Source organism: Algibacter ulvanivorans, assembly GCF_048381495.1.
Lineage (GTDB): Bacteria > Bacteroidota > Bacteroidia > Flavobacteriales > Flavobacteriaceae > Algibacter_B > Algibacter_B ulvanivorans.
Genome location: NZ_JBLWGD010000002.1, coordinates 66079 through 87682, shown reverse-complemented (window position 1 = coordinate 87682; position 21604 = coordinate 66079). Strand labels below are relative to the sequence as shown.

Here is a 21604-nt window from a genome sequence, read left to right as displayed (position 1 = left end):
GACTAAAGATAATAAAATCTTTAAATATCAACTCAAAAAATAATAAATTTTGAAAGACAAAAATGCTATAATTAACATTGCTAAGCAAACTATTGAAATGGAAAGTAAAGCCATTTTGCATATGTCGAGCTTAATAACAGATGATTTTGCCCAAGCTACACAGCTTATTTTCAACTCTAAAGGTCGTGTAATTATTACCGGAATTGGCAAAAGTGCTATTATAGCAAACAAAATAGTTGCAACATTAAATTCTACAGGAACTCCTGCTGTTTTTATGCATGCTGCCGATGCTATTCATGGCGACTTAGGTTTAATTCTTAAAGACGATATTGTAGTATGCATTTCTAAAAGTGGAAATACACCAGAAATAAAAGTGCTTATTCCACTAATTAAAAGTGCTAAAAATAAAATGATTGCCTTAACTGGCAATACAGATTCTTTTTTAGGGCAACACGCCGATTATGTTTTAAACACATTTGTTGAAAAAGAAGCTTGCCCTAATAATTTAGCTCCTACAACAAGTACAACAGCACAACTTGTAATGGGCGATGCTCTTGCTGTTTGCTTATTAGAATTACGAGGCTTTTCTAGTAACGACTTTGCTAAATACCATCCTGGTGGTGCTTTAGGAAAAAAATTATATTTACGTGTTCAAGATATTTCGTCTGTAAACTTAAAACCAGAAGTAAGTCCATCAACAAATATAAAAAATGTAATAGTTGAAATAACTGAAAAAATGCTTGGTGTAACTGCTGTTACCGAAAACAATAAAATTATTGGTATTATTACCGATGGTGATTTACGAAGAATGTTAACTAAAGTTGATGATTTTTCGGGTTTAACAGCAAAAGATATAATGAGCGAAAATCCAAAACGTATTGCATCAGAAGCTATGGCAATAGATGCTTTAGAAGTTATGGAAACCAATGGCATATCACAATTATTAGTTGAAGAAAATGGTAATTATGCTGGCATTGTACATTTACATGATTTAATAAAAGAAGGTATTATATAATGGCAAAAAAAAATATTAATGAGATGTCTTTTTTAGATCATCTTGAAGACCTACGTTGGCATTTAATTAGAATTTGCTTAGCTGTTATTATTGTAGCTACATTGGTTTTTATTTTTAGCCGATTTGTTTTTGATCAAATAATTTTTGCTCCGTTAGATATGGGGTTTCCTACATATAGCATGCTATGCGAAACAGCCAATTTTATAGGTATGGAAACTACATTTTGTGCAAAAGAAATGCCTATGATATTACAAAACCGAACCATGGCTGGACAATTTTCAGCCGATATCTGGACAGCCATTTTAGGTGGTTTTATAATTTCATTCCCATATGTTATTTACCAACTCTGGAAATTTATTAGCCCAGGTTTACATAGTAATGAACGTAAACACTCGCGTGGTTTTATAATTATTTCTTCTTTGTTATTTTTTATAGGTGTACTGTTTGGGTATTTTATTGTTACACCGCTATCGCTTAACTTTTTAGCTAATTATAGTATTTCTACTCGAGTAGACAACCAAATAGATATAAGCTCTTATATTGCCTTAGTGAGGTCTTCTGCCCTAGCATCTGGTTTAATTTTTGAATTACCAATTATCATTTACTTTTTAACAAAAATTGGGTTGGTAACACCACAAATTTTAAGAAAATACAGAAAATATGCCTTGGTGGTTGTACTTATACTTTCTGCTATAATTACACCTCCAGATATAGCAAGCCAAGTAATAGTTGCAATTCCTATTTTAATTTTATACCAAGTAAGTATATTTATTTCTAAAATTGTAGTTAGAAACCAAAATAAAAAAGAAAAGCAACAAGCTTAACTAATAATAATGTATATAGATTTTACTATTTTTAGCGTTTAGTATATAAAAATATGATTTTAAAAGCCGAAAATTTAATGAAGTCCTATAGCGGACGAAAAGTTGTAAAAGATGTTTCTCTTGAAGTAAATCAAGGTGAAATTGTTGGACTTCTTGGGCCTAATGGTGCCGGAAAAACAACATCGTTCTACATGATTGTTGGTTTAATAAAGCCTAACGGAGGTCATATTTTTTTAGATAATACAGAAATTACTAATTATCCCATGTACAAACGTGCACAAAACGGTATTGGGTATTTAGCTCAAGAAGCCTCTGTTTTTAGAAAATTAAGTATTGAAGATAATATTTTAAGTGTACTCCAACTTACTAAGCTTAGTAAAAAAGAACAACACATGAAAATGGAATCGTTAATTGAAGAATTTAGCTTAGGTCATATTAGAAAAAGTAGGGGCGATTTATTATCTGGTGGTGAACGACGTAGAACCGAAATTGCTCGTGCCCTAGCAACCGATCCTAATTTTATACTTTTAGACGAGCCTTTTGCTGGCGTAGATCCTGTTGCTGTTGAAGATATACAACGTATTGTAGCACAACTTACCAAAAAAAATATTGGTATTCTTATTACCGACCACAATGTACAAGAAACCTTAGCCATTACAGACAGAACATATTTAATGTTTGAAGGCGGTATTTTAAAACATGGCATTCCTGAAGATCTTGCCAACGACGACATGGTACGTAAAGTCTATTTAGGGCAAAACTTCGAGTTGCGTAAAAAGAAAGTTAGAGAGTAATTACTTAAAAAATTCAAACTAACTAACATACAGTTATTACATAATTTAAAACTGGTTAAATACAATACTTATTTATCACTATTAAGTTCTTGTTCTTGTATTAGTTTTTTCTGGTAACGCCCTTGAACCACATCAACAATAACTAAAACAACAATAACAAAGTAAAATGTTGTTTTACTCATTGGTACAATTTCATTTCCAAATATTTTTAAATGCGCTAAATGCCCACCTTCTGTAACCAACATAATACCAACAATAAATAAAATAAATAAACCTAAAACTTCATACATTCTGTTTTTAGCTAAGAACACAGAAATTCTATCGGCCAATATCAACATTAACAAACCACTACACACAATGGCTATAGCCATAATAATAAATGCAGTTGTAGCATTTTCAATAGCACTTGTAAGCCCAATTGCTGCTAAAATAGAATCAAACGAAAACACTAAATTCATAATAACAATACTCGTTATTGCTGCATTTGCAGATTTAGTTTTTTTCACACTTCCTTCTTCAACATCATGGTTTAAATCTTTTGTAGAAATCATATGCCAAATTTCTTTTATAGCTGTATAAATTATAAAGCCACCACCAGCTAGCACAATTAAACTGTGCCCATTAAAGGCAAATTTTAGCACATCTTCTATACCTCCTGTTAAAAAAGAAAATGGTTCTTGAAAAAAATCAATAATCGACACCAAAACAAAAAGCAACACAATTCGTAACGCAATAGCTATTAAAATACCTACTTTTCTAACTCTTTTTTGCTCAGAAACTGGTGCTTTTTTACTTTCTAATGATATATATAAGAGATTATCAAATCCTAAAACGGCTTGTAAAAGCACCAACATTAATAGTGTAAAAATGTTTTCTAACATGTGTTATAAGTTATTTGGTAGTTAAATTATCTAAAACAGACATAAGTATATAAACTAATATAATTACTGGTATTGCTGCAAATTTTAAAACAATAAGTAAAACAATACACAATAATATAAAAATGTAGCGTGTAATATTATCTTTAAAGCTATAATTTTTAAATTTTAATGCAAATAGTTTAATACCCGAATTAAGTAAATAACAACTTAAAAAAGTAAAACCAATTAAAAACCATTTATTTAAAATAATAGCATTTATGGCATCGTTATTTTGAAACTCGACAATTAAAGGTAAAGCTATAATTAGTAAAGCATTTGCAGGTGTTGGCAAACCCTTAAAATAAGTTTGCTGGTCTTGATCTAAATTAAATTTGGCTAAACGATATGCAGAAGCTAAAGTAATAAACAAACCTAATAAAGGTAAAATTGCTACTTTAACCCCTTTAAAATTAACAACAGAATTCCAATCGCTTGTTATTTCTGGGGTATAAATAGTTAAACTTAAAAGTTTATACATAATTATTCCAGGAACCAAGCCACTTGTTACCATATCTGCTAAAGAGTCTAACTGTAAACCTAACTCGCTTTGCACATTAAGCTTCCTAGCTGCAAAACCATCAAAAAAATCGAAAAATATACCAAGAAAAACAAAAAAAGTAGCTGCCGTAAAATTGTTATTTACCGCAAGAATTACAGCAACACTTCCGCACAGTAAGTTTAAAAGTGTAAGTGCATTGGGTATCTGTTTTTTCATTTGTATATATTTATTTTTTTGTAAAAATAACAAACAATTTCACTCTAAAACAATATCTATTACAATTTGAAGTTTTAAAGAATGTAAATTATGTGCATCTTTGTAAAAAATTGCAATTGAAACCTTACATAACCACATTACTTTGTGTTTTATCTGCTACAGTATTTAGCCAAACCGCTAGAAAATACTCTAACGAGTTTATGAATATTGGAGTCGATGCTGCTGCATTGGGTATGAGTAGTGCCGTAACATCGCATACTGCCGATGTAAACTCTGGATATTGGAATCCTGCTGGATTATTAAAACTTGAAGACAATCAATTAGCATTAATGCATTCTAGTTATTTTGCTAATATTGCTAATTATGATTATGCCGCTTTTGGAATGCCTTTAGATAATAATAGTGCTATAGGTATTTCGCTTATTCGCTTTGCTGTTGATGACATTTTAAACACTACACAACTTATTGATGCCGAAGGCAATATAAACTACGACAGAATTAGTTTATTTTCTACCGCCGATTATGGCTTAACTTTCTCTTATGCTAGACAACTTCCGGTACAAGGTTTAAATTATGGTGTAAATGCTAAAGTTATTAGAAGAATTATTGGCGATTTTGCATCTTCTTGGGGGTTTGGTTTGGATGTTGGAATTCAGTTTGAAACCAAAAACAATTGGAAATTTGGAGTTATGGCAAGAGATATTACCACTACATTTAATGCTTGGGCTATTGATGAAGAAGAGTTTGCCACCATTAGTGATGCCATAGAAGGGCAAAATCAAGAATTACCAGAAAGCACAGAAATTACAATTCCGAAACTACAAATAGGGGTTTCAAAATTAGTCGATTTTAATTACGATTACACCTTATTAACCTCGGTTAACCTAAATGTTAGATTTGAAGAGAATAACGATATTATTTCATCTTCGTTTGCTAGTATAAATCCTGCTTTAGGCTTCGAGTTTGGGTATATTGATATGGTATACTTAAGGGCCGGAATGGGGAACTTTCAAAATGAATTACAACTTGACAATAGTGAGCAATTAAGCTTTCAACCAAGCTTTGGCTTAGGTTTTAAATATAATGGCATTCAAATAGATTATGCCTTTACAGATATAGGCGACCAAAGTGTAGCTTTATACTCTAATGTTTTTTCCTTAAAACTAGATTTTAGTATCTTTAGATAATGCAAAAACTCTTGCTTTTTTTAACTCTTTTTTTGTGTGTTGAAATATGTTTCTCGCAGCACAATCAATTATCCTCTAATGCCGAAATTAGTGTACTTACTGTAGGCCCTGGCACTTCTTTAAACGATGCCTTTGGACACAGCGCTTTTAGAATAAAAGACCTAAAAAACAATATTGATTTGGTTTATGGTTATGGCGAGTACGATTTTGATGCACCAAATTTCTATTTAAAATTTGCACAAGGGCAACTTAATTATTTAATAAGTAAAACTACTTTTTCTAGATTTTATAAAGTTTACAATTATTATAATCGTACTATAAAAGAACAAGTTTTAAATTTAACACCACCCGAAAAGCAAAAGCTTTACAACTACTTAGTAAACAATTACAAGCCTGAAAACCGAGGTTATTTATACGAGTTTTTTTATGACAACTGTGCTACCAAAATTAAAGATGTTGTTAACATAGCTACAAATAATTCTGTTATATACAGCACCCCAAAAGACTTTAAAGATGCCACCTTTAGAACTTTAATACAAAACAATTTAAACCGAAACTCTTGGGGTAGTTTAGGCATAGATTTAGCCCTTGGCTCTGTTATAGACAAAAAAGCAAGCCCAGAAAATCATATGTTTTTACCCGAAAATATATACAAATTCTTTAAAGCCGCTACAATTAAAAATAAAGAAATACCATTAGTAAAGGCAAGTAAAACATTATTTTTAAAAAAAGAAAACGTAAGCACTAATACATTTTTTACAAGCCCTCTTTTTATATTTGGTATTCTAGCTATATTAATAATATATATAACTTATATTGATTACAAAAAAGAAAAACACTCCAAATGGCTTGATATTACACTTTTTACCTTAACCGGTTTAATTGGTATACTTATTTTATTGCTTTGGTTTGCTACAAACCATACAGGAACACACCAAAACTACAATTTACTTTGGGCATTTGCACTTAATATTTTAGTTATTGGCCAACTCTTTAAACAAAAAGTAAATACTTGGTTTATTAAATACATTAAACTTTTAATTATTTTACTTTGCCTACTAACACTCCATTGGGTTGTTGGTGTGCAAGTTTTTGCTATTGGTTTAACACCTCTACTTATTGCTTTATTTATAAGATATGTTTTCTTGATAAAACATTTAAATACTGTTTAAGCTAAAACAGTAACATTGTCTTTTATTGACCTCTAAAGAAAATAACGGTGCTCATTGTTTTAATCAATATATTCATATCTAGAAAAAAACCTCTGTGCTTTATATAATATAAATCGTATTGTAATTTTAGTAAACTATCATCAATAGATCCTGCATACCTTGTTTTTACTTGCGCCCAACCTGTAAGCCCAGGCTTTATAATATGTCTTGTTTCATAAAAAGGAAGCATTTTAGATAGTTCTTTTACAAAAAATGGTCGTTCTGGCCTAGGACCAATTAAACTCATTTCGCTTTTTAAAATATTAATAAATTGAGGTATTTCGTCTATTCTAGAATGTCTTAAAAATTTACCAAAAGGCGTCACTCTAGTATCTCCTTTTTTTGCCCAAACTGCTCCAGATTGTTCGGCATTAGTAACCATTGTTCGAAATTTAATAATTTTAAAAATCTTTCCGTTTTTACCAATTCTTTCTTGCGAATAAAATAGAGGCCCTCGGTTACCTAAAAGATTTCCTATTAAAATAAATGGCACTAAAGCAATACCTACTAATACACCTATTAAAGACACTACAACATTAAAAACACGGTTAAAAAACTGATACAGCTTATTTTGGTTGTTTCTACTAAAAGGAAAATATTTATAAAAATCTTTTCCAACAAATTGAACTGGAACACGTTGTGCCATATCTTCGTATACTTGCGTATACTCGTTAATAGGAAACCCCTCTTCTAATAATTTTATTAATGTATAGTATATTTCTGAGGTGATGTTTTCAGAATTATAGCTCGCCACAACTATTTCCGATATATTCTCTCTAGCAATTACACCTCTTATTTCATTTGGTTTATACTCTTTAATAGCATTAAATTTTACTGTGGTTCTTTTGTTTTCTTCACAATTAACAAAACCTACTATTTTATAATTTGGGTCTGAGCTTCTAAAGGCATCTACAATAGTTTCGATATTAGATGTTTCGCCAATAATTAAAACTTTTTTATAAAACCTTGGCGATACTATAAAAGTTATATATGCCACGCGCCATAAAAATAATGCGGTGAGTATAGCAAAATAAAAAAATAGTATTTGCAATCTATTATCGGGTAAAACTGGTGTAAAAAACGGCGTTAAAAGATAAAACAATACTGTTATTGAACCTGTAAAAACAATACTTACAGATATTTTTTCAATTTTACTCGACTTTTGTAAATCATACATTTCGAAAACTGTACCAAAAACAGAAACGTACAAAGCTAGTACAAACACCCAAGCCCAATTTTCTTTTGTAAGTGTAAAGTAATCAAAATAAAAAGTATTACTTACAAAATACAAGACTAATAATATTGATAAAATATCGAAAATACGCAGCAGTATTTTACGTTCTGATATATTAAAATGGATACTATTTTTAGACATTAATTAAGGAGTAAAATGAGAGACCGTAAATATAATAAGTTAATTCTTATAGAGATAAATTATTCTAAAACATTAATCCATAGGTTTTCAACAACTTTCCAATCGAGTTTTTCAATATGTAATCGTGCTTGATTAACCATTTTTTTAGTTTTATCTGTAAAATTACTTAATGTTTGTATGGCCTCAACAAATTCGTTAACTGCATTAGGTTTTACCATTATTCCATTTTTATTATGCGCTATTAAATACGGTATTCCGCCAACATTTGTAGATACTACTGGCAAGCCTAATGCCATAGCTTCAATAACGCTAACTGGCATATTATCGAAATTTGTGGTATTTATAAAAACATTATAATCTTCAGAAAGTTTTAGCCATTGTTGCTTTGTTAACTTTCCTGTAAAATGCACTTTTACCCCTAATTTATTAGCATATTTTTTAGCTTCTACTAAACTCCCATCGGCATCTGGCCCAACCATACAAAGATTAGCTTCTATATTTTTATTCTTAAAAGTCTTTAAAACTTTAATAGCTAATAAAGGGTTATATATTTTTGAAAAGGAACGTACCCAAAGCATATTAATAGTTTTAATAGGTCGCGTTTTAAAGTAATAATTTTCTAATTGTATAGAATTAGGAATATGAATGATATTATGAAACCCTTCAATTTCAAATCGTGATTTTATATATAATGATGGTGCTATATTTACAAATGCATTGTTAAAAATAGATTTAGATAGCTTAGGTGAAGACTGAAGCCTTTCTGGAAGATTACCGCCATGAAGTATAGGTATATATTTTAAGTTAAGTATTTTACACAAACCACTAACAAAATAGGCGTAATAGAAATTTAGCGTACTATAAGTATCTATTAATACATAGCTTGCTTGTTTTCTGTATTTAAAACAAAGCCATAACATATCTACAAGCCTAACAACTATGTTACTTTTATTAGATGCTGTGTAAACTTTAAACCCCGTTTTTTTTAACAAAGGCGCCAACAAATCTATAGTAGACAAATTAGCATGCTTACTAACACCATATTTATTACCTATGTATATTAAGGTTTTCAAAGTTTTTATGATGGTTTACTTTTTGCTTTAAGCTGTTTAACTTTTTTTATTCTATTTGTTACATACTTTATATCTAGCAAACATAAACCATAAACAAAAGCTGGTGCCGCAATTCGCATAGATGAATGATTTATTGTTAGAAACCAAAAAATATAACAGGAGTAAAAAAAGATATTCGATTTTGTTTTAAGCCTAAATAGTAAAGGGGCTATTAATAAAATTGAAAACGCTAATAAGCCAAACAAACCATGTTCGGATAAAATACGACTCATTTCATTATGTGATGCAGCTTCAATACCTTCGGCTATTTGCCTTAATTCTTTAATTTTACCAACTCCAACTCCTAAAATTGGATTTTTAAAAAACTCTTCCAATTCAAAAGAAATCAAATCTGTTCTTCCAGTAGAAATATCTGCTTTCTCGCGCCCTAATGCATCTTTATTTGCATATCTATTCTCAATTAATCCACTAGTTTGTATGGAAGACACTAACCATATTACTAAGCCTAAACTGGCAAAAATAATTACCAATCTGCTTATTCTAAATTTAGCCTTGGCATTTACTTTTCTAAAATAAAAGAAAATAAATGCCGCTATCATTATTAAAGCGGTTATTACACCTCCTCGACTAAAAGTTACTACTCCCCTAAAGCCTATAACGGCTAGTAAAAAGCCATTTATTAATTTAAGAAATAATGTAGGCGAAAGCATAAAAAAACGTGCCGAAAATATAAACATTCCTAACCCTAATACTGTTGAAACTTGGTTGGGACCAAAACCGCCTGATGCAGCAAAATTAGATCCTGTACCTGTAATGGTTTCTCTAACATCTGGTGTATAAAGAAATAAATATGTTGTTGTAGCTACAAGAGGTAAGGCCATATACAACAAAACATCGTGAATTTTTTGATAGCTAATTTTTAATTTATAACAATATATAGCAACGATACCTAAACATATTGGACCGCTTAAATTAAATGCTATAGCTGTTCGTAAAGTTGTTTGCTCTGTAGCTGTAAAACCTGCCACCAAAATACCAGGTATTAATAAAAAAACATATAGAATGTAAGGTATGGGTTGGCTGGTTAATCTTGACGAAAAAAGCCCCATTAACGTAAAAAATATAACCAAATACTTAGAAGCTTCGTAAAGCAGACTTCCGCCAGTCATTCTTAAAAACACCTCTGCGCCAACAACGTAGCTACAAGCCATTAAAACTTTAACTGCTTTTTGAGATGGTTTTGCCTTAAAAATTTTATTTGTAAAATAAATTAAAATTGCAAGTAAATATACTTTAGAAAGTAACTTAAAACTATAAACTCCAAGCCCAATAAGAATGTGCAAAAGAATGGATTTTATGTAATTAAAGTTTTTCAATTTACTTAATGTTAGCGCTATACACTTTTAAAATAGTTTCTATCTGTGCTTTTTCAGAATAGTTATCTTCAATATGTTTATTGTAATTTTTTGATAGGGTTCGCCTTAAATCTTTATTACCAATTAAATTATTTATAGCATTTCCTAAATTTTTAGGGGCATTAGCTTTTACTAGCAATCCGTTTTCATTATTAGATATAACCGTTTTGCACTCGCCTACTTTTGTTGCTACAACTGGCAAATTAGCAAACCCATATTCTAACAAGGCTAAAGGTAATCCTTCAGATTTAGATGAAAGCACTCCAATATCAGATTGTTTTAAAAGATTATACACATCTGGTTTGCTTCCATACAAAAATACAGATTCTCTTAATCCTAACTCATCTATTTTGGCTTCGACTTTTTTAGAATATTCGTCTTGAAATTTTTTACCAACACAATGCAACGTCCAATCTGGATTTGCATCTAAAACAACTTTAAAAGCCAATAATAAAGTAAGATGATCTTTCTGTGGCCTTAAATTAGCTAAACAAACTATGCGTTTTCCTTCTGTACCTTTTAAATTTGATACAGCAAGCGATTTATTTACAGTTGCAAAATTTGGTAAATACGTAACGCTTTTGAACTTTAAAACGTTTATTGACCATGCTTTAAGCGGATTATTAACACTAAAAATATGCGAGAAATATTTTGAGCATCGTTTTAAAACGCCATATTTTCTAGATACTAAAAACTCACTATTCCCATAATGGTCGTGCCAAACAATTGTAATATTTCTATTTAAAAACTTTACAATTGTTGCTAAAAAAAACGAACTAGAGTGTGCATGAATTATGTTGACCTTATTCTTTTTTACAAATCCATTTAGTCTTTTAATTGCAGAGATATCAATAGTTTTAGTTTTATTTAAAAATAAATATTCTACGCTATCAGAAATACTTTCTTTTAAAAGTCCTTCTTTTCTAGTAGCACACAAAAATGAACCATCTGTATAATCAACTAAAGCATTAGCAATATTAACCGCAACACGTTCTGCGCCACCAGCATCTAAAGAATCTATTAATTGTAATACGCGCATTTATGGTTTTAATAGTTTAATAATTTCAGATTCAAAAACATCTAAAGTATATTGTTGCGACCATTTACTAGCTTTACTAGACATGGTTTTTAAACGTTCTTCATTTTCTAAACATTCTTTTATACTTTGCGTTGCTTTTTCTAAATCAGGTTCAATTAGTACGCCTCGTTTTCCAAAATCTAGCATAAAAGGCACACATGAAATTGATGTTACAATTGGAATACTTCCAAAAAACATAGCTTCTGCAACAGCTTTTGGCCATCCTTCAGATTTTGAAGGTAAAATTAAAAAATGACTTTCTTTTAAAACTTCTACAACCTCAGCTTTATTCTTGTTACCTAATAAGTTAATGTGAGCTTCTAAACTATTATCAACAATATATTTCTTTAAATCTGACTTTAAAATACCTTCGCCATAAAGATTAAACGAAATGTTTATACCTTGTTTAATTAAAGCCTCTACTATTTTTAGTGCTAACAATGGGCGTTTTCCTTCTACCAAACTTCCTAAAAAAACAAATTTTAATTCTCCAGTATACTCACGCTTTTTAAGAATTACTCGTTCTGCATTTGTAAAGGACGCTGTAAAAAATGCTTTTATATTTTTAGATTGATTTTTCCAATTTCCATAAACAATTGCTGTCATATTTTTTGTTAAAAATGTATTGGACAACAACCATTTTTGCAACCTATAACTTTTAGGTTGAACAGATTTAGGATCCCAATTCCCAGCATATTTTGCTGTTTTTATTTTCTTAGGAAAAAACACTTGTACCAAACAACCTAATAAACCAATATTACCTGGACATCTTAAATGAATGTGATCTGCTTTTCTGCAAGCTTTAAAAATTGTAAACCAAATTTTAGGAAGCTTAAATATAGATGTTATAATGCCTAAAAAAGAAGTAAATGCAATCTCTGGAATATTATTAAAATTGATATTATTATGCTGATAAGATATATCTATTTCACTTTTCTCATAATTAACTAATGGCGCCACAATAGTAACTTTACTAACATGTTTTAGCCAAATATTCATTTCACGAACATAAGGTGCATAAGCAAAAAAATTTTCATTTTGCTTAATATGCTTAACATGAGTAATAATTACAAAATTCATTTTTTTAACGAATAGAAAACGTTTAATAAATCTTTTGAGCTCCTTTTTGCGTTATCTTTTTTAAATGTAAACGCATAACCAACTGGCATAGACACCGATCTTCTATTTGGTTTTAAACCACCTATTTTATCTAAATATTTAAGCCATCCAAATAAAATTCGTGTAATAAATAATAAACTACTTCTTACAATTCCAATTGAGCTTAGGTTTACAAAATAATTAGAAATAGCAACAGCCACCATTGCAGCACTACCTTCGGTAATTTCACTATTTATAACTTCACATTTTGGAAATAAACTACGCATACCTGTATATGTAAATCTAAAAAAATCGTAAGGCTGTGCATGATAAGGAAAATTATGAGGCGCTTCTATTTGAATAATTCCTCCAACTTTTGAAACGCGTTGCAATTCTGAACAAAATTTCCATGGATTTATAGTATGTTCTATAACTTGCGCTGCCAAAACCATATCGAAAGTATTGTTTGCAAACGGCACAAAATGCCCATCGAACACATAATCTGGTTTAAATTGATTATGAACATCAGATGTTACAACTTCGCAATTTGGAAACATCGCTTTATAATAATCACTTTTTTCGCCTACACCAACAACTAACATTTTACTTTTAGCCGGTAACGTTTTAGCAATATCTTGATAGCGTTTATTAATATTAAAATCTTTGTTTAAAGCTGGCAATAGTTGTCTTCTAATATAATTTTTAAGACTTGATTTATCTAAATGCGCTTTATCTTGAGTTGTAGCTTTAGCGCTTGTAATATCAGCTTCATCAAAAATAGATGCTTTTCCAAATAAAATAGGCGTACCATTAAAAACGGGTAGTTTCGATTGGTCTTCGAAAAGATAATAACTATCCGTAATCTCAATTAATTTTGAGTGTGTATCTGGATGAATAATAGTATTAAACATATTTTGTTAAGATATTAAAACTTTAAACCAACCTACCATTCTTCCAACAGTTTCGCTAAATGCTTCTCGTTTTTTTGAGCTTGTAAACGTATTACTAAATCTTACCAAAGTTAATAAAAGCGTAATTGCATGCCATTTCACTTTATTTTTAAATGTTGGTTTAGGGTTTTTAGTTCGCCAAATATGGTAGCCATTTCTAACCACCATTTTACCATATTTGTATTGATTTGGTCTGCCTGAAGCTTCGTGATAATGATATAACTTAGCTGCTGTGTTTACATACACTTTGCCTGTTTGCGCTACACGAATTGTAAAATCGGCATCTTCATACAAGCCATAACCTTCAAAAAAAGTAGAGAACTGGTGCGTTTTAAAAACCGAAGTTTTAAACGATGCAATACAACCCATTAATAATTCAACTTCGTAAACTTTATTACTTGGTGGTAAAAAACTAATGCTTCTTGCATGCGAAAATTGCGGCAAAATTCCTGGAGGCGTATCACAATCTAACCCAAACTTTTTTCTTATTACAAATCGTTTACTGTCTTTACGCATCCAACCATCAAAGTAAAACTCGTTTTCTGTTGGTTTATAATTTACTCCCACTTCTTTAAAACCAACATCATCAGCAATATAACCACCAACACCAAGTGCATTTGGGTAAGTTTTATAAGTTTTCATTATTTGCTCTAAACAATCTGGAAACAACACCGTATCGTCATCTAAAAAACAAACAACATCAGATCGCTTAGAAACCAAATTAATACCATAATTACGTTGTTTGGTTAAGCCTCTATCTTGCTCATCAACTTTAAAATATCGTAAATTTTGAAATGCATTGGTTTCAAAAAGTTGCTTTGTTTTATTATTTAACGAACCATCAACTATTATAATTTCACCGGGATAAAATGTTTGCCCTTTTATTGAAAGTAATAATTTCAATAAAGATTGATCGCGCATATATGTACAAATAATTACCGATAACATTATAACTGCGATTTATGTTTTAATTGATTTGCCCATGATACACTTAAATTCCATTGCTTTTTAAAATTGCTCAAATATTTTAATGGATTTTTAATATTCTGGTTTTTATAAAACTTTAAAAACAAGGTTGTTTTATAACCTAATAATTGCTTATTGGTTGTGTTTTTTATTCTATTAAAAAGCACAGTAGGCGAAGGTTTAGGCTTTATTTTGTCCATTTCCCAAGGATGTACAAATTTAGTTCTAAAACCGCCAATTGGAGCCTTTAAATGTAATATTTTTATATCTGGAACATAGATAACATCTGCTCCTAAATTTCGTAATTGCATACCAAAATCTACATCTTCTCCGTATCCAAATTCCAAAGCCATATCAAAAGCAATATGCTTTAAATATTTAGATAAAATAACACTACTTCCTCCTCCAAAAGTACTGTATTGAAATGCATACTTATTTTCTTCAATTTCATTAGCTTGCAAATAACTTATACTAATAGCTTTAAAATTGAATTCTTCCATTTTAGAAATGATATTTTCTAATAAAGAATTTCCAAATTTATTATCATCATCGGCTAAATAAACATACTTAGAAGTTACTTTTTGTAATGCCAAATTCCTAGCATTACACGCCCCTGTTTGATTTATAAACTCATGAATTATTTTAAACGGCCATGGCTTATTTTTAATAAAATCAAGTTCAGTTTCTTTAAGCTCGCTTTGTTCAACAATAACAACTTGATTAGGCAGTTTTGTTTGTTGTGATAAATCTATCAATACATCGTGTACATAAGCTTTTCTACCTAATGTTGGAATTATAACATCTATTGAAACATCTTTATCTATTACATTATTATTTATAGTTTTTAAATCAAAACTTAAATTAAGATTATTCTTTTTTATGAATAGTGTTTTAAAAAATGAAATTAGAGGAAACTTACGTTCATGAATAATAAAATTAAGTAATAACAGGAAACTCCAAACACTTTTATAATGCAATTTTACAAACCTAAACAATTCGCTTACTGATGATTGATTTGTATTTTTTGATATTTTTTCTTTTAAAATTTGGGGTTCTGAATAACAAAACAACCCCTTTGGCATTCCTAATTTAGCTATTGAGTTTAATGCAAAATCAAAACTGGTATTATAATTAATTTTATTTTCAAACTTTAATAATTGAGATGAATATATTGCTCCTACACAACTACTCATTAACCATGTAGGGTATTTAACATGTTTATTAACTTTTAAAAAAGGTGAATCTTCTATATAACCAATTTGATCTCGCAAAAAATTAGTTTTACTATACGATATCATTGTATTTTCAAGTAAAAATGAAGTCTTTATTCCATCAATATTTAAAGCTTTTTTGAAAGTAGCTTCACACCAAACTAATATTTGATTAGGAAACCTATTTGCCAATTCAAATAAAACCTCAATTGGCTTATTTAAAGTAAAATCAAGTTGTGCTTTGGTCTTTAAGTCCAAAACCTCAATAACAACTTTATTTTTATGAATTAGCAGAATCATTTTTTTAATATAGATTTATAATATTCTATATTAATATCTGCATTTTTATCGATATCAAAAAGTGTTTCAACTTTTACTCGAGCTTCTTTTCCTATTTTACTACATAAAGCTTCGTCATTTAACAAATGAGTTATTTGGTTTGAATAGAGTTCAATTTCTGATGGATGTACTAAAAAGCCATTTAAGCCATGGTCTATTAACTCTTGCGCCCATCCAATACTAGTATTTACAACGGGTTTTTGCATTGCCATAGATTCGATAGTTACCATACCCAAAGTTTCTGCAAATGAAGGGAATGTACAAACATGAGCGTTTTTAATGTGTTTTTTAACGTCTTCGTATGGAATTTGTCCTAAATAATTAACTTGTTTCTTTGCTTCTTCAGAAAATATTTCTGTCATTAAACCATAAGTTGAAGTTGCTCCAGTTTTAATATCTGAAGCATCTCCTCCAATTAATATTAATTTAGCATCTGGGTTATTATCAATTATTTTATTGAAAATTTCAGCAAGTTCTAAAACCCCTTTCTTTCTGATAATTGTACCTACATAAAGAATGGTGTTTCTATTATAAACTGCAGGACTTTCATTCTCGAAATTTTCTAATTTTAAACCATAATGAATGGTTTTAATTTTACTTTTATTTAATCCGAATATCTTTTGAGTTTCAAAACCAGCATAAGTTGTTGGTGCAACATAAGCTGCTGCTCCTTTTAAGGCCAATTTTTCAAACATAAAGTTTTTAAATTTTTGCTTACGGCCATCTAGTTTACAAAAATACGCATCGCTACCATGCATTCTAATAACTAAAGGTGTTTTAAAACTCATAAAAGCAGTAATTCCAGTCCAATCTGCAGCTTCTAAAATATCAATTCCTTTATTCTTTACTACATTATTCACATAGTTTTGAATGTGCTTTCTATAAAAATACCAGGTTGAAAACTTAAATCTTTTCGATTTTATATTATGAATTTCTACGCCTTGATCATAGAAAACCTCTGATTCATTTTGATGATATACAAACACAGTAACCTCAACTCCTTTTTTAATTAAAGCTATAGCAAGGTTTTTAATACTTGTTGCTATTCCTGCAGCATGATTAACTTTAGGATGCGGATATTCTGATGTTATAAAACCTACTTTCATTTTAAAATTGAATCAATGGTATTCCAAATAGTTTTTGAAGCTTCAGTAGGCGCTTTACCTACTATTGTTTTGTACCATATTTTACACTCTTCAACATTTGAAAGCTTGCCATCTAGAATTTGTTTTACTTGAGCTTCTAAATTATTTTTATTTGTACAAAAAATGGCTGCTTTATCGCTAGGCATACTTCTAAAGTGAACATATTTATAATTCTGACCAATATCGCGAATACCTTTTTTTAATTGTGGTTGCTCATAATTGTAATAGATACATGGCTTATTATGTGCTACAAAATCGAATATTGTTGATGAGCATACATTGGTTACAAACTCGCTATGTTCGCAAACATTATAAAGCATTTTAAAATCTTCTGGTGTTGGTAAAACCTGATTCCATTGGCTACCAACTTGTTTCCATATAGGGTCTAGAACTTCAATTATATCATTATTGGCTTCAATTACAGCATTATATCTTGGTGTAAAATCGACTGGGCATTTTCTGTAAATAATGCCTAAATTTTCGCCTTTACTGTTCAGTCTTCTTACAGCATTTGCCAAATCCTCTAAATAATATTGATCTAAAGGAGAAGTAGTTTCATCGTCGCCAGAATAACAAATGTATTTTTTTGATACATCTAAATTATGTTCTTTACAAAACGCTTCTCTGGTTTGTTTTAGGGACGCATTATAATGGGGCTCAAACTGAGGCGTTCCTGTTACAAATACTTGATTTTCTTTAACAAACGGATAGTATTTTAATACTTCTTGTTTCATTAACTCGCTCCAAACAAAATAATAATCGGTTTCTACAACTTGCATGGCTTTAGGTACGTTATCCCAAGAATATACAAATGCAACCGTTGGTATTCCTAAATCTTGAGCTGCTAACAAAGCACTAATAGACTGCGTTGCGCGTTGTGTTGTACAAAACACCATGTCGGGTTTATGCTGCTCTAACTGTGCTTTACAGTATTTATATTTCGAGGTAGAACGCTCTAACTTATTAATTTTTGCTCTTAATTTTACAATTCCTTTTTCTGAAGAATATAACCCAATTAACCATTTTACATAAAGACTTTTAAATGTGTTTTTTATGCCTTTGTAATTGAATGGAAATTTATAAGTTGGATACACACTATCTTGAAACTTATCTTTAGAAACGTTTAATTCTGCGCGTTTTCTAGCTCTAGAATATATTGGCAATAATGGATGCGCCGTATGGTCTTCTATTTTGACTTCATTAAACCCCAAATTGTCTTTTAAAGAAAAAATAGTATTGTTCCAATACGTAATATCAAAACCCATGTTTTCGCCAATACTTTTAAAATCTGTAAAGGCAAAGTTTCTTAAACCAACACCGTCTGGAAAAAAAACAAATATCTTTTTTTTCATGTTATGCTTCTGGTTTAAAAGGGCAAACGGCCATTAATTTTGAACATAAATCATCAACCACAGTTTGTTCTGGTAACGATTCCTTACCATTAAACAGCAATTCTAATTCGTTTACATTCATTTTTTCATTTTTAATTTCGGGAACATAAGGTGTTATACGTACAGATTCAAAATAATCTTGGTATTTAATACCATCGCCAAAAACATCATTAGAAAACTGATGCCAAATTGCCGGAATTCTATAAGCGTGTGCCACAATAATTCCATGTAAGGATGAGGATACTACTTTATCGCATTTTAAAAACAAATCTGTAACTTCTTCAACATTATTAGTCATTAAATTTATTAATAAAACCGACTCTTGGTTTTTATAAAACGCACTTACTTTTTCAAAATCTTGATAATGCGGAATAACGCCTACCTTAAACTCTTTTTTAATTTTAGGTTTATAATATTTTGGTAGTAAAAGCGCTGGATCTCCGTAAATTTCTGGAACTTCAAAGCCTTGTTCTAGTAAATGTTTTCTGGTTTGCGGACCTCTAACTGCTAAAAACTCTGCTTTTTTAATTTCAAATGCTTTAGAAACAATACCGCTACCCCAAACAATACATTTTTTATTAACGTGCGTTAAAACACTACCAATAGTTACATAAATTGGACTAAATAAATCTTGAATATGAAAGTTTGCTGGCTTACACCAAACTACTTTTTTATTAGATATTTTCTCGACTAAATATTTACCAAGAAGGTCGCCATAATTTTCTTTAGGCTTTCGCTGTAGTTTAATTTCGTTCCACCAAAACAACCTAATTTTATTTGATGAAAACATACTACCCTTTTTTATTTTTTAATTTATTGCGCTGTACTTGCTCTATTGGTAAAATATCTTGATTTTTAAATTGTAATGCTTTATAAACCGCATTTACATCTCTAGCTAACTTACGCAAACCCATTGGCTCTAAAGATGCTGCATGATCGGTTCCTTTCCAGGTTCTATCTATGGTGTAATGCCTTTCTATAATATTTGCTCCTAATGTATAGGCAGCAACATCTACAGCTATACCTAAATGATGCCCAGAAAAGCCTATATGTTTTACATCTTTACCATAAGCTTCGTTAAGTAAATTGATATCTAAAAGGCAAACATCATCAAACGGAACGGGGTAACCCGAAGTACAGTTATAAAGCACTAAATCTTTATTTCTGTTTTTGTTTTTGAAAAGATTAACCAAATCTTCTATTTCAGATTTAGTTGTCATTCCTGTAGAAATATGCAACTCCCCTTTATAATTATCGCATAACCACTCGAGCATTTCGGTATTATTATTACAAGCCGAAGGTATTTTAATAAATTCTGGATTTAACGCTGTTATTTCTTTTGCAGAAGTTAAATCCCAGACCGAGGTTGAATAGGTTATACCAATTTCTTCGCAATATGCTTTTAATTCTTTATGCTGGTCTACATCAAACTCTAAAAACTCTCTATGTGCGCCATAAGTATCTCCATAAGAATTTATTGGGTTAGGGTGCGGTTGATTGTATTGCTCTTCTGTTAATAACTCTTTATTATGCCTTTTTTGAAATTTTACAGCATCAACATTACAGAATATTTTAGCTACTTTAATAAGCTCTTTTGCTATTTCTATTTCGCCTTTATGGTTACAACCAATTTCGGCAATTATATATGGTTTTTTGTAATTATTCATTAAATTTTGAGGCATTAAAACCTTTTGTTATAATTCATTATAAATTGACAAGCTTCTCTAATAGCACCTGCGCCTGAGTTTTTAGAAAGTACAACATCTGCGTTGTTTTTTACTACATCTGTGGCATTGTTTGGTGTTAAGGACCAACCAACACTACAAATGTTAGTTAAATCGTTTACATCATCTCCAATATAAGCAACGTTGCTAAGCGAAATCCCTTCTTCTTTAATAATATTATTTAAAAGTGTGTATTTATCTTTTACACCTAAAAACACATTTTTAATTTGAAGTTTTTGCATGCGTTTTGCTACAAGTTCAGAGTTTTCAGAAGTCATTACCATGACTTTAACATTAAATTGCCTTAATATTTCAAGTCCCATACCATCGCGCATATCGAAATTTTTAGTATGTTCTCCGTCTTTTGTATAAGTAATTGTTCCGTCTGTAAAAACGCCATCGACATCTAAAACAAAGTGCGTTATTTTTTTAGATTGTTTAGCTTGTTTTTGTCTTTCAATAAGTAATTGCTCAACAACTGTCCAGTCGGTTTCAGAATCTATTTCTTGTAAAGAATCTTCTGCCATTTGCACAATAGCAACATTACTTCCTAACCTGTTTTTAGTATTTTTTAAACTGTCCTTTGTTGTTGTATAAACGGCTCCATTTTCTATTAATAAGCCATCAAAATCTTGTCTTCTTGGTCTTTCTTTTGGGTTATAATTTAATGCTTTCCCATTTTTATCCCATAAAAAACGGTGTGTATTTACAACGGTTAAAGCCGAGTCGTATTCGTTATTAAGCTTTTCTAAACAAGTGTTTATATCTTCTTTTCGGGTAAATGGTGATGTTGCTTGAAGTAAACAAAACACATCAAAATTATAATTTATAGACTCGCAATATTCTAACATAGCAAACTCTGTAGAAGCTGTATCGGTAGCACTTTCTGCACTTCTTAAAACAGCTTTAACTTTATTTGTCCAATGGTATTCTTTCGCTATAAAATCAATGATACTTTCATCATCTGTATACACGATAACCTCATCAAGATTAGAAAAAATGGCTTCGCCTAAAACCCAAGTAAATAATGGTCTGCCAACCATTTTTCGTTTGTTTTTATTAGGAATACCTTTTGATCCTTTTCGTAATGGAATAAAGCCTATTTGTTTCATTTATTTACACTTCTATAATTGCTAAAATACAGTTTGTTTTTTAAAGATGTTAACTCTTAAT

General features: G+C 30.2%; 20 protein-coding genes. 5 read left to right on the top strand and 15 right to left on the bottom strand.

The window, feature by feature from the left end; genetic code table 11:
- Positions 1-97 precede the first annotated feature (97 nt).
- Genes ACNG5D_RS05890 through lptB form a run of 3 tightly spaced genes read left to right on the top strand, consistent with a single transcriptional unit; the run spans position 98 to position 2633 of the window.
- On the top strand, positions 98-1015 hold the full coding sequence (locus ACNG5D_RS05890) for a KpsF/GutQ family sugar-phosphate isomerase (RefSeq protein WP_418183061.1): 918 nt from the start codon (positions 98-100) through the stop codon (positions 1013-1015).
- Entirely contained in the window at positions 1015-1839 is an 825-nt protein-coding gene (gene tatC, locus ACNG5D_RS05885; RefSeq protein WP_418182570.1) for a twin-arginine translocase subunit TatC, read from the top strand. Before ACNG5D_RS05890 ends, tatC begins: the two co-directional genes overlap by 1 nt.
- Before the next feature lie 53 nt (positions 1840-1892).
- Positions 1893-2633: an LPS export ABC transporter ATP-binding protein gene (gene lptB / locus ACNG5D_RS05880; RefSeq protein WP_418182569.1), complete on the top strand. Its 741-nt coding sequence runs from the start codon at positions 1893-1895 to the stop codon at positions 2631-2633.
- Between the two features lie 68 nt (positions 2634-2701).
- Here the strand turns inward: lptB and ACNG5D_RS05875 are convergent, their stop codons facing one another.
- Positions 2702-3514, bottom strand: coding sequence for a TerC family protein (locus ACNG5D_RS05875; protein WP_418182568.1), 813 nt, complete (start codon positions 3512-3514; stop codon positions 2702-2704).
- A gap of 10 nt (positions 3515-3524) precedes the next feature.
- Positions 3525-4268 (bottom strand): CDP-alcohol phosphatidyltransferase family protein, encoded by a 744-nt coding sequence (locus ACNG5D_RS05870; protein ID WP_418182567.1) that lies wholly within the window; start codon positions 4266-4268, stop codon positions 3525-3527.
- A gap of 116 nt (positions 4269-4384) precedes the next feature.
- Between ACNG5D_RS05870 and ACNG5D_RS05865 the strand changes: the two genes are divergently transcribed.
- Both ACNG5D_RS05865 and ACNG5D_RS05860 read left to right on the top strand, forming a co-directional pair.
- Positions 4385-5455 carry a putative type IX sorting system protein PorV2 gene (locus tag ACNG5D_RS05865; RefSeq protein WP_472249517.1) on the top strand — a complete coding sequence of 357 codons (1071 nt, stop codon included), beginning with the start codon at positions 4385-4387 and terminating at the stop codon, positions 5453-5455.
- Between the two features lie 11 nt (positions 5456-5466).
- Entirely contained in the window at positions 5467-6627 is a 1161-nt protein-coding gene (locus tag ACNG5D_RS05860) for a lipoprotein N-acyltransferase Lnb domain-containing protein (RefSeq protein WP_418182566.1), read from the top strand.
- A 22-nt stretch (positions 6628-6649) separates the two neighbouring features.
- On the opposite strand, the gene ACNG5D_RS05855 is transcribed toward ACNG5D_RS05860, so the two are convergent.
- The 13 genes from ACNG5D_RS05855 to ACNG5D_RS05795 are packed head-to-tail and all read right to left on the bottom strand — an operon-like array spanning position 6650 to position 21543.
- Positions 6650-8041: a sugar transferase gene (locus ACNG5D_RS05855; protein WP_418182565.1), complete on the bottom strand. Its 1392-nt coding sequence runs from the start codon at positions 8039-8041 to the stop codon at positions 6650-6652.
- A 59-nt stretch (positions 8042-8100) separates the two neighbouring features.
- Positions 8101-9114 carry a glycosyltransferase family 4 protein gene (locus tag ACNG5D_RS05850; protein ID WP_418182564.1) on the bottom strand — a complete coding sequence of 338 codons (1014 nt, stop codon included), beginning with the start codon at positions 9112-9114 and terminating at the stop codon, positions 8101-8103.
- Positions 9115-9119: 5 nt separating this feature from the next.
- Complete coding sequence (locus ACNG5D_RS05845; RefSeq protein WP_418182563.1) at positions 9120-10490, bottom strand: O-antigen ligase family protein; 1371 nt, start codon at positions 10488-10490, stop codon at positions 9120-9122.
- A 1-nt stretch (position 10491) separates the two neighbouring features.
- Positions 10492-11568: a glycosyltransferase gene (locus tag ACNG5D_RS05840; protein ID WP_418182562.1), complete on the bottom strand. Its 1077-nt coding sequence runs from the start codon at positions 11566-11568 to the stop codon at positions 10492-10494.
- On the bottom strand, positions 11569-12687 hold the full coding sequence (locus ACNG5D_RS05835) for a glycosyltransferase family 4 protein (protein WP_418182561.1): 1119 nt from the start codon (positions 12685-12687) through the stop codon (positions 11569-11571).
- Positions 12684-13616: a methyltransferase domain-containing protein gene (locus ACNG5D_RS05830; RefSeq protein WP_418182560.1), complete on the bottom strand. Its 933-nt coding sequence runs from the start codon at positions 13614-13616 to the stop codon at positions 12684-12686. The genes ACNG5D_RS05835 and ACNG5D_RS05830 overlap by 4 nt, the downstream gene beginning before the upstream one ends.
- Before the next feature lie 6 nt (positions 13617-13622).
- Positions 13623-14603, bottom strand: coding sequence for a glycosyltransferase family 2 protein (locus ACNG5D_RS05825; protein WP_418182559.1), 981 nt, complete (start codon positions 14601-14603; stop codon positions 13623-13625).
- Complete coding sequence (locus tag ACNG5D_RS05820; protein ID WP_418182558.1) at positions 14603-16132, bottom strand: glycosyltransferase family 2 protein; 1530 nt, start codon at positions 16130-16132, stop codon at positions 14603-14605. The genes ACNG5D_RS05825 and ACNG5D_RS05820 overlap by 1 nt, the downstream gene beginning before the upstream one ends.
- Positions 16129-17277 carry a glycosyltransferase family 4 protein gene (locus ACNG5D_RS05815; protein ID WP_418182557.1) on the bottom strand — a complete coding sequence of 383 codons (1149 nt, stop codon included), beginning with the start codon at positions 17275-17277 and terminating at the stop codon, positions 16129-16131. Before ACNG5D_RS05815 ends, ACNG5D_RS05820 begins: the two co-directional genes overlap by 4 nt.
- The gene (locus ACNG5D_RS05810; protein ID WP_418182556.1) at positions 17274-18668 is read right to left on the bottom strand and encodes a CDP-glycerol glycerophosphotransferase family protein; all 1395 of its coding nucleotides are present in this window, start codon (positions 18666-18668) and stop codon (positions 17274-17276) included. Before ACNG5D_RS05810 ends, ACNG5D_RS05815 begins: the two co-directional genes overlap by 4 nt.
- A 1-nt stretch (position 18669) precedes the next feature.
- Positions 18670-19497 carry a polysaccharide pyruvyl transferase family protein gene (locus ACNG5D_RS05805; protein WP_418182555.1) on the bottom strand — a complete coding sequence of 276 codons (828 nt, stop codon included), beginning with the start codon at positions 19495-19497 and terminating at the stop codon, positions 18670-18672.
- A gap of 1 nt (position 19498) precedes the next feature.
- Positions 19499-20374, bottom strand: coding sequence for an N-acetylneuraminate synthase family protein (locus tag ACNG5D_RS05800; RefSeq protein WP_418183059.1), 876 nt, complete (start codon positions 20372-20374; stop codon positions 19499-19501).
- Positions 20375-20388: 14 nt separating this feature from the next.
- Positions 20389-21543: a cytidylyltransferase domain-containing protein gene (locus tag ACNG5D_RS05795; RefSeq protein WP_418182554.1), complete on the bottom strand. Its 1155-nt coding sequence runs from the start codon at positions 21541-21543 to the stop codon at positions 20389-20391.
- Between the last annotated feature and the right edge of the window lie 61 nt (positions 21544-21604).